This window comes from Sphingopyxis sp. LARHCG72 (assembly GCF_052871675.1).
This window is the reverse complement of the sequence record NZ_JBIXJU010000001.1, coordinates 37,203-50,505: the sequence shown is the minus strand read 5'-3', so window position 1 is coordinate 50,505 and position 13,303 is coordinate 37,203. Positions and strand designations below refer to the sequence as shown.

10 protein-coding genes and 1 pseudogene are annotated in these 13,303 nt (G+C 62.3%); 4 read left to right on the top strand and 7 right to left on the bottom strand.

Features of this window, described 5'->3' with window-relative positions; all coding sequences use genetic code 11:
* The first annotated feature begins 128 nt into the window (after positions 1-128).
* Positions 129-977 (top strand): TetR/AcrR family transcriptional regulator, encoded by an 849-nt coding sequence (locus ACIPPQ_RS00275; protein ID WP_446542232.1) that lies wholly within the window; start codon positions 129-131, stop codon positions 975-977.
* An 85-nt stretch (positions 978-1,062) separates the two neighbouring features.
* Here the strand turns inward: ACIPPQ_RS00275 and ACIPPQ_RS00270 are convergent, their stop codons facing one another.
* A complete protein-coding gene (locus tag ACIPPQ_RS00270; protein WP_446542231.1) occupies positions 1,063-2,055 on the bottom strand; it encodes an AraC family transcriptional regulator in 993 nt (330 codons plus the stop codon).
* 577 nt (positions 2,056-2,632) lie between these two features.
* Here ACIPPQ_RS00270 and ACIPPQ_RS00265 point away from each other — a divergent pair.
* Positions 2,633-5,203 carry a LuxR C-terminal-related transcriptional regulator gene (locus tag ACIPPQ_RS00265; protein WP_446542230.1) on the top strand — a complete coding sequence of 857 codons (2,571 nt, stop codon included), beginning with the start codon at positions 2,633-2,635 and terminating at the stop codon, positions 5,201-5,203.
* Positions 5,204-5,312: 109 nt separating this feature from the next.
* Here ACIPPQ_RS00265 and ACIPPQ_RS00260 read toward each other — a convergent pair whose 3' ends face one another.
* Both ACIPPQ_RS00260 and ACIPPQ_RS00255 read right to left on the bottom strand, forming a co-directional pair.
* A complete protein-coding gene (locus ACIPPQ_RS00260) occupies positions 5,313-5,720 on the bottom strand; it encodes an ester cyclase (RefSeq protein WP_446542229.1) in 408 nt (135 codons plus the stop codon).
* Between the two features lie 117 nt (positions 5,721-5,837).
* The gene (locus ACIPPQ_RS00255) at positions 5,838-6,623 is read right to left on the bottom strand and encodes an MBL fold metallo-hydrolase (protein ID WP_446542228.1); all 786 of its coding nucleotides are present in this window, start codon (positions 6,621-6,623) and stop codon (positions 5,838-5,840) included.
* A gap of 153 nt (positions 6,624-6,776) precedes the next feature.
* On the opposite strand from ACIPPQ_RS00255, the pseudogene ACIPPQ_RS00250 reads away from it, so the two are divergent.
* Positions 6,777-6,959, top strand: a pseudogene (locus ACIPPQ_RS00250) (helix-turn-helix domain-containing protein); the annotation flags it as partial.
* Between the two features lie 15 nt (positions 6,960-6,974).
* Positions 6,975-7,718 carry a LysR family transcriptional regulator gene (locus ACIPPQ_RS00245; protein ID WP_446543085.1) on the top strand — a complete coding sequence of 248 codons (744 nt, stop codon included), beginning with the start codon at positions 6,975-6,977 and terminating at the stop codon, positions 7,716-7,718.
* A gap of 306 nt (positions 7,719-8,024) precedes the next feature.
* Here the strand turns inward: ACIPPQ_RS00245 and ACIPPQ_RS00240 are convergent, their stop codons facing one another.
* The 4 genes from ACIPPQ_RS00240 to ACIPPQ_RS00225 form a co-directional block, all read right to left on the bottom strand.
* Positions 8,025-9,350, bottom strand: a complete 1,326-nt coding sequence (locus ACIPPQ_RS00240; protein WP_446542227.1) for a CitMHS family transporter — start codon at positions 9,348-9,350, stop codon at positions 8,025-8,027.
* Positions 9,351-9,361: 11 nt separating this feature from the next.
* Positions 9,362-9,670, bottom strand: coding sequence for a DUF4387 domain-containing protein (locus ACIPPQ_RS00235; RefSeq protein WP_446542226.1), 309 nt, complete (start codon positions 9,668-9,670; stop codon positions 9,362-9,364).
* Positions 9,663-10,871, bottom strand: coding sequence for an acyclic terpene utilization AtuA family protein (locus tag ACIPPQ_RS00230; protein ID WP_446542225.1), 1,209 nt, complete (start codon positions 10,869-10,871; stop codon positions 9,663-9,665). Before ACIPPQ_RS00230 ends, ACIPPQ_RS00235 begins: the two co-directional genes overlap by 8 nt.
* Positions 10,872-11,044: 173 nt before the next feature.
* Positions 11,045-13,285, bottom strand: coding sequence for a TonB-dependent receptor (locus tag ACIPPQ_RS00225; protein ID WP_446542224.1), 2,241 nt, complete (start codon positions 13,283-13,285; stop codon positions 11,045-11,047).
* Positions 13,286-13,303 lie beyond the last annotated feature (18 nt).

The window sequence follows — 13,303 nt, the reverse complement described above, 5'->3', positions numbered from 1 at the left end:
TGTGGCCGGTCGATAATACAAGGGGTTGTGCGGCGACCCGTCGCCGTGTCACCTTGCGAGCCAGTCTGGCCGGTCGGTCGAATGGGACGGCACAATCGAGAGGCCGTCTCGCAATATGAGGAAATGGAATGTTCGGCGCTAATCGCCTTCGCACGCGGACGGGTTCGGGGATTTACCAGACAGGCCGCGAACGCGTTGTCCAGATCCTCGAGACGGCGCTCGATATCATTGTCGAGAGTGGGTATCAGGCCTTGACGCTTCGCGAGGTCGCCCGCCGGTGCGAAATCCAGATTGGCGCCGTAAGCTATTATTACAAGAGCCGGACCGACCTGCTGCAGGACGTGATCAACATGGTGCTTGTCCCCTATGCGGACAAGATTGTTGCGATCCTGCGCGAACAGGGTCTTTCTGCCGAACAGAAGCTGGAACGCCTCATCCGGTTCCTGCTCGACGATATCCAGACACGGCGGACGACGCGCCTTTTCCCCCACCTGTGGGCGCTGTCCAATCACGACCCGTTCGTCGCCAAGGCGGTGGACAGCATCTATCTGCTGGAGCGTCAGTCGCTGAAGAAGCTGATCGCCGAAATGAACCCCGGCCTTACGGACCAGGAGCGCGACGCATTGGCGGTTTATATCTCGGCGAGTGTCGCAGGCTCGACGATGTTCATCGGTTGCGAGAAGCCTTGGGCATCGGAGCTGCCGCTCTACAGCGCCATAACCTGCCATGCGCTCGTCACATTGGCCAAGACGGTCACGCCTGAGCAGCTGGCCGCGTTCGGCTGGCAGCGAGAGGATAGGACACAGCCGTGGAAGACGCCGACGCTGCTGACCGACGAGGAATATCGCCTGCTCTTCGAGCGCGACGCCGAAAGGGACAAAGCCGACCCGCAGCAGGCGGATGGCGGCGGCCAGGCCGAAGCCGCCACTCCGCCCCGCAAGAACCGCCGCGCGCCACCGCTCAAACGGCAGGCCTGATGCGCTTCTGGCCCGTCGGCGCGGGATGGATTGCACCCATGTGCCCCTCCCGGTTGACGGCCCGCACATCCACAGCCTTCGCGCGTCAGGCCTCCACCACCACGAGGCATGGTGCGGGCCGGTTCCTTTGCTGCCGCGGCGTATGGCCGAAGCGGGACCGAAAAGACCGACTGAAGTGTGCGGTGTCATTGAACCCCCAGCTGAACGCCACCTCTGTGATATTGCGATGTGATTTCATGGCGTCAGACAGATCGCGCCGCGCGCCATCGAGGCGCATCGCCCAGATCCAGGACATGACCGAATAAGGTTCCTTGGAAAAGGCGCGGTGTATCGTGCTCACGGAGATGTGGAGGCCTCGGGCTATCCGCTCCACGCAAAGATCGGGGTCTCTCAGGTGGGCCAGGATATAGGCCTTGACCTGCTCGACGCGACCATAGCTGGCGAGCGCCGGTTCGCGGCTGGCGCTAATCTGCATCGCCGTCGACAGAAGAAGACTCTCGATCCCCGAGACGATCGCCGTAGCGCTTGGCGAAGCGATATCGAGATGCCGGACCGCCTCTGGCAAGGTTCGCAGCATGCCGGAGAGCAAGAGTCCCGGGCCCTCCGCGCCGTTCATATAGGCCGGCAACGGCGGCGACGACGAGGACGCAGCCGGGCGGATTACGCCTGCCGGAAGTGTGACGATGAGACAGCTGCTGTCGGCCTGCAGCAAGAGTTCGAAACTCTTGCCCGCCTCGAAGAGGATCAGGTCGCCGACATGGGCGGGGGCCATATCGCCGTTCGATTTGAGGATCGCGGAACCGGTGACGAGGGCACAAACGCCGACGATATCGCGGCCTGCGCCATGGTTGAGCTTCCGCTCCGTAACGAGAAAGGGCCGCGCGACATCGAACTGGCAGAGCGTCAACTCACCCACCTGGGTACAGGTTCGAACGGCTGATGAAGTCGTAAACGCCGTCGGCAACGGGGTCAGCCAACGCGTGGCCGCAAATTGCCCCGCGGCCGGGCGGCTCAGATGCGGCTGCCGCCGGCTTCCGACAGCTTGAACGGACCGGTCCGCGATCGACTCGATGTGCATATCCTGCTCCTCCCGAAGAGGGGACGGCCCGCACGATCTTTCGGCAGTCCCCGACCACACCTCCCGGGTTCGAAGCCGGCAGGCGCTCGTTCGCGCCGCGCTATCCAAAGTCGATCCGCCTCTGTTTCTGGGCGATGTCGACCAATGCCTCTGCATGGATCCAGAAGAGCGATCGCGCTGGGACCGTCGGTTCTGGAAGCAAAGACCCGAGGGCGGCAGCGGGAGCCGGGAAATGCCCGGCGCGATGTACCTCCCATGGTCGGTGGTCTGAAAGTGCCGGGGTCGGCTAGGCCACCGGGATAGGCTGGCGCGTTTCTGTTCCTCCTGTTTTCCTGCTGAGCTGCCTTCCGCTAGGACGCAGCGAACCGCATGAAGCTAAGCCACAAGAAGGAGAGCGCACCATACGAAAGTATGGTAGATGAGATTTTGCGGACTATTTGCACGCGCAAAATTCGAAGAGGATTGGAGAGCGGGACAGCCTGTGGCGCGACCGAAAATCACCAAGGGCCAAGTCCCGATTGTCGGCAGCAAGCTCGCACCTCCGCGGTCGCCGGTGCAGACGATTCCACGCGCTCGCTTGAGCCTCGGTGGCATCGACGAACTCCCCAAGCTGACGCTCGTCAAAGGCCCGGCCGGTTCCGGAAAGACCATTCTTCTGGCGCAGTGGCATCGAGCGCTGCACCTGACCGGGGTCGATGTTGCGTGGCTTACGCTCGACGGCGCGGACAATGCCGCTGATCGGCTCAGCGCCTACCTCGCCGCAGCACTGCGCCGCGCGGCTGGCGCGGCAGCGGCCATATCGTCCGGCGAAAGAATCTTCGAGGACCTCGCGCGGCGACACGATCAGCGCCGGCCACTGGTCCTGATCCTCGACGAGCTCGAATGCGTCATTTCCGACGAGGCGGTCAGTCTGCTGCAAGGCCTCGTTCGGCAGACCGGGCCTTCCTTTTCGATCATTGCAGCGGGCCGGGCCATCCCGGCCATGGGGCAGGCACGGCTGATCCTCGAAGGCGGTGTGAGAGAGGTGACCGGCACGAATCTGAAGTTCGACGACACTGAGGTCTGCGCGATGCTCGGGTCACGCCTCGGTGCCCGAATTTCCACCGACGAGGCGATACGGCTGGGCGAGCGTCTCGACGGCTGGGCGGCCGGCCTGCAGTTCGCTTGCCTGGCGCTTCAGAACAAGGCCGACATCGCTGGATTTGCCAATCACGCCGCCGCGCAGGGGGCTATGGCCGATTATCTTCGCGACGACGTGTTCAACCGGCTTCCGGAAGATTTGCGCGACTTCCTCCGCCACATCTCGATTTTTCCCGTGCTGACCGCCGATCTGTGCGACGCGATTACCAACAGGCAGGATAGTGCTGCCGTGCTCGCCCGCCTCGAGGACGCGGGCTTGTTCCTCAGCCGGGTCGAGCTGGACCGCGATGTGGCGGGCTATCGCTTCCACGATGTGTTCGGCGAGTTTCTGCGCGGCCAGCTCGCCTTGCTGGGGGCAGGTCATGTCGCCACGGTTCATCGCGCGGCGAGCGCCTGGTACGCCGGGCAGGGCCGCTGGCTCGACGCGATCGAGTTCGCGATGCGGGGCGGCGACCGTGACAATGCGCTGCGCCTGCTGGAATCGGTGGCGATGGACTATGTCGGTTGGGGCGACCTTGAAACGCTGCTCGTCTGGAGCAACCGGATGACGATCGAGGAAGCCATCCGCTACCCCCATGCCCTTGCATCCTGGCTATGGGCGAAGGTGTTTGCTGGCCATCACCGGCTCGTGACCGAGACGCTTGTCCAGTTCAACACCCGTCTCGCCGAGGGTCCGGGTCTGACACCATTGCTTCAGGACAATTTCGCCAGCATCGAAATTCTCAACGATGGCGCGGCGGATCGGTTCGATGACGTGCTCGCCAAGGGCGAAAAAGCCCTGCCCGCGATGCGTCGGCTCAACAGCTTCGAGACCACCGCAATGGCGCTTGTCGTCGCCTCTGCACAGATATCCTATGGCAGTCTGCAGGAGGCGCGGCGAACGCTGGATATATCGAGGCGATCGCTGCAGCTCTCCGACAGGTCGGTCAATCACGCCTATCTCCAGGTCGTCGATGGTATCATCGCGATGACCGAGCTTCGCCTGAACGATGCGATCGCGGGCCATCAGTTGGCGTTGGGAAACGCCGTCGCCGAACGCGGACCCTATTCTCACGCAGCGGGACTGTGCGCCAGCGGCCTTTGCGAGGCGCTGTACGAGGCGAACCGCATTGCGGACGCCGAGCAGGCGATCGAAGGGCGCATCCAGACGGTCACCAAGGTCGGCTGGTCCGAATGCGCGCTGAACATCAATCTGACGGCCGCCCGGATCGCGGCGCTGCGTCAGGACCATGCGCTGGCAAACAAGATTCTTGCCGAAGCGCAGGCGATGTCGGCACAGCGGGATTTGCCCAGGATGATTGCAACCTTCCAGTGGGAACAAGCCCATCTGGCGCTCAGCGTCGGCGATGAGCAACTCTCGAACCATATTATTTCGCAGATCGCTCCGGCCCCTCCCACCGAATTCATGACCTATGTCGAGGCCGTGACCCGCGATATCCTGCCGATCAGGCTCGCGCTCGCCCGCGGCGAGTGCGACAGTCTCTCGCCGCGCCTTGTCCGGCTGATGGCGCAAGCCAAGAATATGGGTTTCCGCCGCCGCTGGCTGAAGCTTTGCATCCTGCACGCGGTGTGCCTCGCCAACCTTGGAAGGCCCGAAGCGGCGCTCAACGAGATGATCTCGGCATTGCGCGCGGGGCTGCCGGCGGGCTTCATCCGGTCCTTTCTGGACGAGGGCGAGGTCGCCATCGGTCTCGTCCGGCAGGCGGGCAATCGGCCCGATGTCAGCATGCGCAGTTTTTCGTCACAGATGGAACGGCTGCAGGCGGCGATAGACAATCGGCCGGAGGGTTCGAGCGCGCAGCCCCTCGCATCGCAGGGGTCGATGCGCAAATTATTGACCGCGAGAGAAGTCGAGATCATCGACATCGCGGCGCGCGGGCTCACCAATGGAGAGATCGGGGAGTGTCTGGCGCTGTCAGAGCCGACGGTGAAATGGCATATGCAGAAGGCATTCCGCAAACTCGGCGTCGGCAACCGGACCGAGGCGATATTCATCACCCGCGAATAAGCACTCGAATGTTCGAAGAATGCACGACGGGAATCCGAACGGCGGCTCTCTCGTGTAGCCAGAGAGCGGGACCAAGCCCCGCCCCCTGACCAGCTCACGCGACCCGGAGCTATTCGGTAATTTGCCGCATCACGTCCGCAGAGTCGAAATGCGCCCGCTTCTCGACAATCTTGCCGTCCTTGAACGTCAGCAGATGCATCAGCGAGATTTTGCAGTCACGGCCGTTCGCCGGAATGGCTGGATTGCTGCCATTATAGCCCTTGCCGATGAAGTACATATAGGCGGCGACCTGGTCGCCTTCGGCAACCATCGAGACGACCGGAAACTCAAAGCTGTCGAACGCCTCGAAGGCGGGCTTTTCGGAATCGATCAGGCCCTGGACGCCGGGGCGCGGATTGTCGATCTGGGCGTAGAAGACGAAATCCTCGTGCACCATGTCCTGCAAGGCGTCGAAATCCATGCGCTCGATGGCTTCGTAAAAGCGCTTTACCAGCTTCTTATTCTCTTCAATCGACATGCTATTCTCCATCAGAAAAGGCGGATTTCGCGGGCACGCGCGAAACAACCGGCAGAGCGACCGCACGCGGCGTGCAGAACCCGGCGAACGCGCATGGGTCGTCGCGCCGCGCCGGCCTCAGAACCGCAAGGTTTCGCCGTCCGCCGGGATGCGGACCTGTCCCGCAAGCCCGGTCTCGTCGAGGAAGGCCTTGAGCTCCGCGCGACCGAGGCACGCATGGTTCACAACGTCCATATGACTTGCGACGATCGTCGCCGACGGGGCTGCCTTGCAGACCTTGTAAACATCGTCCTTGCCCATGATGATCGAGGTTTCGCCCAGCGTGGGCTCGATCATGCGCGCGTCGCAGCTGTTCAGGATGATCACGTCCGGCTGGTGTGTGTCGAGATTTTCCTGAACGCCTTCATACCAGATGGTGTCGCCAGCGAGGTAGAGCGTCTTCTCATCGGGATGGGAGAACACGACCCCGCACACATCGCCGATCGCTTCCGCGAACGGCCCGTCAAACAATTTCTCGTCGCCATGGCGGCCCTGGGTCTTCTTCAGCGTCACGCCCTCGAACTCGGTCGCGGCGGTGAGGATCCGCAGATTGGTGAATCCGAAGCTTGCGAGGATCGCCGAGTCCCGCTCGCCCTGGGTGAAGATCAGCTTGTCTTTCGGGACAATCTGGGTCGCCGCATCGTCCCAGTGATCGGGATGAAAATGGGTGAGAATGATGGCATCGACGTCGAGCAAATCGGTCGCGGGCACCGGCAGGTCGACGCGTGGCCAGAACAAGTGGCTGTTCACCGAAAAGGGAAAGCCCGGGTAGCTGTCCTTGGCGGCGAGCATGGGATCGATGAGGAAACGCTTGCCGCCAAATTCCACGATAACGGTCGCGCTGCGAATCTGGGTAAATTTCATAGCTCTTCTCCTGAGGCTCAGGGTTAGCGTTCGCAGGCCCTTGTCGCGCCGCTGGGCGAGAGCCTTCGCGCTCCACCCGGAACAGCGGCATCGCGGCCTGCAACGCCCTGACGTCTGGCGACGATATGCCATGGCGGCTCCCCGCTTGGCGCTATGGTAATTCGCATCCCCGCGTTGCATAAACGCAGCGGCATGGTGAAGCATCGAACCCGCGTCGATTGGAATGATCTCCCGCTCCTGCTCGCCATCGCCCGCGAGGGGCGCCTCCGCGCCGCCAGCAAGGCGCTTGGCGTCGACAGTTCGACCGTCAGCCGGCGCCTCGCGGCCGCTGAAGAGCGCCTCGGAGCCCAATTGTTCACGCGCGATCTCGACGGATATCAGCCGACCGACGCGGGTCTGGCGGTCGTCGAGGCGGCGGAGGAGATCGAGCGCAAGGTCCATGCGCTGTTCCAGGAGGCCCGCCAAACCGCAGGCGATGTGAGCGGCCCGGTGCGCATCACCTCGGTCGATGCGCTGCTCTCCGACTGGCTCGTACCGCGGCTGCCCGGCTTGCTGGAACTATATCCGCAGCTCGAGATCAAGCTGATCCCGGAAAATCGCAGGCTATCCTTCTCGCGAGGCGAAGCCGATCTGGCGCTCCGGCTCTCACGCCCCGACGAAGATGCTGCGATCCGGATGCGCCGCGTCGGGAGCTTGGGCGCCGCGATTTACGGGCATCAAAAATTTGCCCATATCGGCCCCGAAGCCTGGGGGGAGCAGCCCTGGCTTCTCTATAATGACGACCTCGCGGACGCCTCGCCCATGCGCTGGATCGCGAAGGCGGCCCCCAATGCTCGGGTCCAGCTGCGCTCGAGCGCGATTCCGATCCTCGTCGAGGCGTGCAAGGCGGGGCTCGGCCTTGCCCTCCTCCCCTGCATTTCCGTCAAAGGTCCCGGCCTCCACCGGCTCAGCGTCGAAGAACTGCCCGCCCTGGATATCTGGCTGCTATCGCATCGGGAGACCGCCAGCATCATGCGTTTCCGGGTGGTCGCGGAATGGCTGGCCGCTCAGCTCATGGCCGATCAAGCCTTGCTCGCCGGAACCGTTGGAAACTAAGCAGACAAGGAAGTTGTCGTCTGCAGCAAGATTATCATCCAGCCCTTGCCCGTGCCTCCCATGCTCCAAGGCGATCTCGACCTTGCTCGATGTCGCGCGGGCTCAGACCATCGCTCTCGGCCTCTATCATCTTACGGGGCAAGCACCCATCTTCGCGGTATGGAGGCGGCGCCCGGCGTCGTGGGACGCAACGGACCGCCGCGCAACGATGCGTCCGCACAGCCACACACGGAACGTGGATCAAATATCGCGCTCGATCACGAAGGGCCGCCGCCCCGCGTCGCCATGCGCTGCCCGGCGTTTCGCCTAAGCGGAAAGCGGAATGACGCCAAAGAGCAGCGCGGCCCCAATGAATACAAAACAGAGCATCAAGGCAAACTTCCAGGCAAAGCGCTGCAAGTCGCCGAGTTCTATCCCCAGCAGGGCGCATTTCAGATATACTGCGGCCACCAGCGGGCTTAGAGAGTGGACGGGCTGTCCGAGCAAGGACGCACGCCCAATCTCTTCGGGCGAGATACCGTAATGACCTGCCGTTTCGGCAAGCACCGGCACCACGCCAAAATAGAACGCGTCGCTCGAGAGAAAAAAGTTCATCGGGATGGAGATAAACGCGGTGATCACCGCGAGATAAGGCCCAACGGCTGGGGGCAGGACTGCCAGGATCGATTTCGCCATGCCGTCGATCATTCCCGTGCCAGCCATGACGCCTGTGAAGGCACCCGCCGCCAGGACCATGACACCGACACTGAGAGCATTGCCCGAGTGCGCGGTCAGCCGGGCGCGCTGATCGGCAAGTTTCGGGTAGTTGACGATCAAGGCCGCAGCCAGACCTCCCATGAACAGAACCGGAAGAGGAGCCAAGTGGGCCACCACCATGGCCATCAGCGCCAGGGTCAGAGCGAGGTTGAACCAGATGAGGCGCGGACGAAGGGCAGTCGGGTCCGCCTGGAATATTTCCGCAATTCTGGCGGCATCAAGTTGGTCCTCCGGTGACGACGTCCTTGCGGGATCGATGTGGCCGATGCGCGCCCGTTCGCGGCGCCCGAACCACCAGGCGAGCAGGAACACAAATGCGAGCCCCGTCGCCGCGACGGGCAGCATCGGGATGAAGAGGGCCGAAGGATCGACGTGGAGAGACGCCGCGACACGCGCGGCTGGACCACCCCAGGGACTCAAGTTCATGATGATGAAGGACAGGCTGCCAATGACAGCGAACACCATGACATCAATGCCCAGCCGCTTGTAGACAGGCAGCATCGACGAGACACCGACCAGGGCAGTCGTCGTACCATCGCCGTCGAGCCCGACCGCGCTGGCAAGGGTTGCATGCCCGACCGTCGCGCGCACCGGATCATTGCCGACCCAGGCGACGATCCGATTGACGAGGGGCTGGAACAAACCGGCGTCGATCATTGTCCCGAAATAGAGGATGGCAAAAATCAACATGACCGCGGTTGTGGCGACTTGGGTCACTCCCTTCATCATCATCTCTCCCGTCTCCGGGCCGTGACCAGCGAGAATCGAGAAGAGCAGCGGAACGAAGATCAGTGCCGGAACCGCTGCCATGCGCCTCGTCATCACGAGGATCATGAACAGGATTACCATCGAAAAGCCAAGAATTGCAGGCGACACGGCGATGTCTCCTAATCAATTTCGAGCGACAGAAGCGGCACGAAATACTGACCGGCGTGAGAGTCCACGTCGCGGAGCGAGCCTTGGGCCGTCGGGCGCGGAAAACTCACTTTGAACACGTTAAGCGCGGGCACATGGAACTGCCGGATCTCGTTTTCCGAAACGTCATATAATGCGGCGATCGCCCTCGGCGTCAGTTGTGGCGCGCGCGCGATCCGTTCGAAGCTTTCGGCATCGGCACAGAAAATATCAATCGTCACCCAAAAGGGGCCGGCGTTCTTCGAACGGACATATTTTGCAATTTCGCCAAGCTTAGTCATTGTCGCTCTCCCCGATCACTTCGATCACCGTCCGCGACAACTGATCCGGCCTGTCGAGTTGCACGACATGGTTGAGCTTGAATTCATATTGGCGGCCGAGTTCGACCTCCGCCGGTGAGAAGGGAAAGGCGAAGCTCGGCATCGGATCGTCATGGTTCAACGGAAAGTGGAGCAAGATAGGATTGCAATATCGGGCGATTTCGGTAGCCAATTCTTGCGTCACCGCGGACACAAGGGTCATGAGCCCCACCTCGTGCGGTGTAGCGACCGACGACGACGAGGTTAGTGCGTTGTGACCATAGGCCCGAAACTCGAGATCATAATCCTGCGCATCGACCTCCAGCACCGACGTGATCCCGGCGCGCAGATAGGCCTCGAGATTGCCGAGCCACTCGTCAACGCGCGCGAGCAATTTCGGGTCCGCTATCGCGCTGAAAACCATCGTCCGATATCCGGTCCCGCCTGAACCCTCCAGCTTGAGGGTGTATGGCATGGCCTTGGCAAGCGAGCCGGTCACCCGCACTACGCGTTCATCAATCGCATCATATTGTGCTTCGCTTGCGTCGAGAATAACGCCCGGTTCCTTGAGACGGAAGGGGTCGCTGTTCTCATAGAGCAGATGTGCCGAGACCGTGTAGGGCGTACACCGATTATCTGCGTGCAAGGGCTCTATTTCGAAACCCTCGGCGTCGATCGTCAGCATCACCCCGCCCAGCCGCGTCTGCACCGTGCAGAGGCCACCGCATTCGGCCGTCTTCGCCGCATGCCATGAGGCGCTCGCCGGAAAACCGCGCATCAATGGCACTGCGGCGAGCACGGCGGTATCGGTTGTGCGGCCCGAAAGAACGATGTCCGCCCCCCCAGTAATCGCATCAGCAAGCGGTTCATATCCCAGAAGACCGACGACGTTATCGCATTCGAGCAATCGCTCATGTGTTAGCGGCAGCGCCGGTTCCAACGGCGTGACCTTCCCCGCATCAAGCAGCGGCAAGAGATCGCTGGGGCGCTGCTGCGAATATACCAGCGCGAGACGCGCGGTCAGCCCCTCCTCCCGCGCGATCTCGCGCGCGATATCGGCCATCCAGTCGACGCCCGAATCGGTGCCGCAGGTTCCGCACGATCCGACGAGCAGCGGAATTTGCAGTCGGTCGCGCGCGAGCATCAGCTGGCGCAGATCCCGTTTGGTTGCCCGCCGCGTCATTTTCGATGTTCCGGTGCCCAGATAATAGGGGCCCGAATCGGTCGATCCGCCGTCGACCGAGATGCAATCAGGCGCAAGCGAGATACCGCGTTCGAGCGCGTCCTCGGGGCATCCCGATCCCAGCACACCCGAGGGGACGAAGATTTTGCATGTCGATGCGCGATTCGCGGCCATCACAGGAATTTCGCCCGCAGGGTCACGCCGAATTGCCGCGGCGCGCCATATTGGACATATTGATATGTTCCGCCGTTGGTCTGCCAGATACGATATTCCTTGTCGGTCAGATTATGTCCCCAGAGCTGGACCGAATAACGGTCGTCGAGATGATAGGTGAGGCTCGCATCCCAGAGCGTGCGCGGCTTGCGATATTCCTTGAAGTCATTGATATTGTTTTCGAACACGTCACTCTGATAATCCATCGTCACTTCGGCCCGGAGCCAGCCCCACGCGGCATCGCGCGACGATTGCAGGCCGGCGGTGGCGGTTACCGCATGCTTGGGTGTCCGGCTCAGACGATTTCCCGCTCCATCGACGAACACCGGCGAGCCATCGGCGAGGAATCCCGCCGTCTGGATGAAGCGGGTGAAATATGGGTGGAGATAGGTGTAGCGCACCGTCGCGTCGAACCAGTCGACGGGCTGGACGATGAACTCGCTTTCGACGCCTTTGATCGTGGCATCCGCGGAATCGACCGTCACGCGGGTTCCGACCGGACCCTGAGTAGCATCGGGCACGACCTTGATCGTCTGGAAGTCGCGGTAATCCATCCAGAAGGCCGAAACGTTGGCGCGCAGTTTGCGATCGAGCCAGTCTGTCTTGAGCCCGATCTCATAGTTGGTCAGCCGCTCGGGGTCGGTCGGGATGCGAGCGAGAGCCGCCGATCCGGGCTGCTCCTGGAACGCCCCCGACTTGAACCCCGTCGACACGGTGCCGAAGGCGAAGACATTGTTGCTGAAGCGGAAGTCGGCGCCGACGCGATAGGTGAACACGCCCTTGTCGAAGATTCCCGGCGCGTCGCCGGTGTCGTAGGAGGTTGCGGGCGCCGCGAGCGCACCTTGCAGGCGGCTAGCGCGATAGATCTTTTTTTCCTGCGTGAAGCGACCACCTGCGAACAGGCGAAGGCCGAAATCAAACTTGTACTGCCCCTCGCCGAACACCGCATAGCTGTCGTTGATTGAGTTGCCGAAGAAGCGGTTGACCGTCGTTGGCGTCGCCGACAGCTGGCTCTCGCGCTCCCGCGACACTTCGTCACGGTTATAGAAAACACCAGCGACCCAGCTGACCGGCCCATCGTGAAGCGAGGAAAGACGGCTTTCGACCGAATAGGAGTTGGCATGCTCCTTCGCCAGCACCTGGATTCCGCTCACGGGCAAACCGTTGGCCGCGTTGGTGGCGGGGTCGGTGCCATCGAGGTCGTTCGAAAAATCATAGTCGAGCGCGCGCCACGCGGCGACGGTGGTCCAGTTGGCGAAACCAAGCACATCGGTCGACAGCTCAGCGCGCGCGCCGCCAGTGCGCGACTTGGTGAAGCCCAACCGATCGGGATTGGCGCGGCGCGGCTTGGCGTAATCCTCATAGCCCTCACCCGGCGTGAACGGGTTGACGATCACATTATAGCGCGAGCTATCGGAGAGATCCTGGTTCGCGATATCGCCCGTCAGAAGCAACCAGGTGTCGGGACCCAGTTCAGCGCGGACATGAAGACGCGCGCTGAGCTTATTCTCGTCGTCGAGCGCGCGACCGTCGAAGGTTCGGCGGAAGCCATCGTTCGTGACGGCGCCAAGCGTCAGCCGGGCAGCGAGACCATCCGTGATTGGCGCGTTGAGCATCAAATTGCCGTTCATCTGGCCATATTCGCCGAAGGTCAGCTGCGCATTGGCCTCGGCTATGTCGACGGGTTTGGCGGTTACGAAGTTGACTGAGCCCGCCACAACATTTTTGCCCCAGAGCGTCCCTTGCGGACCCTTGAGGACTTCGACCCGTTCCATGTCGTAAAAGTCGATGCCGAGCATCGCCGCGCGACCCAGATAGACGCCATCGAGGAAGGCGACCGACGATGGATCGCCGCCGGCGCCTTGGTTGCTGCTGCCGACGCCGCGGAAGAACGGGCGCGGCGCTGCCTTCGGGAAGGCGTCGAAATTGATGCCAGGCGTCGCCTGTGCCAGCCGGCTGAAATCGGTGACACCCTTGGCGGCGAGTTGCTCGCCGGTAAAGGCCGTCACCGTGACCGGTGCGCTTTGCAAAGACTCCTCGCGGCGTCGGGCCGTGACGATGATCTCGCCAATCCCCGATGCGTCATCGGCTTGGGAATCTGGCGACGGCGCCTCCTGCCCCTGTTGCGCCCATGCCGGGCTGGCCATGATAAGCAGGAGCGCGCTCGATGCGCGCAATAGATTGATCTTCGTCGATGCCATTTGATCGTCTCCCTCACT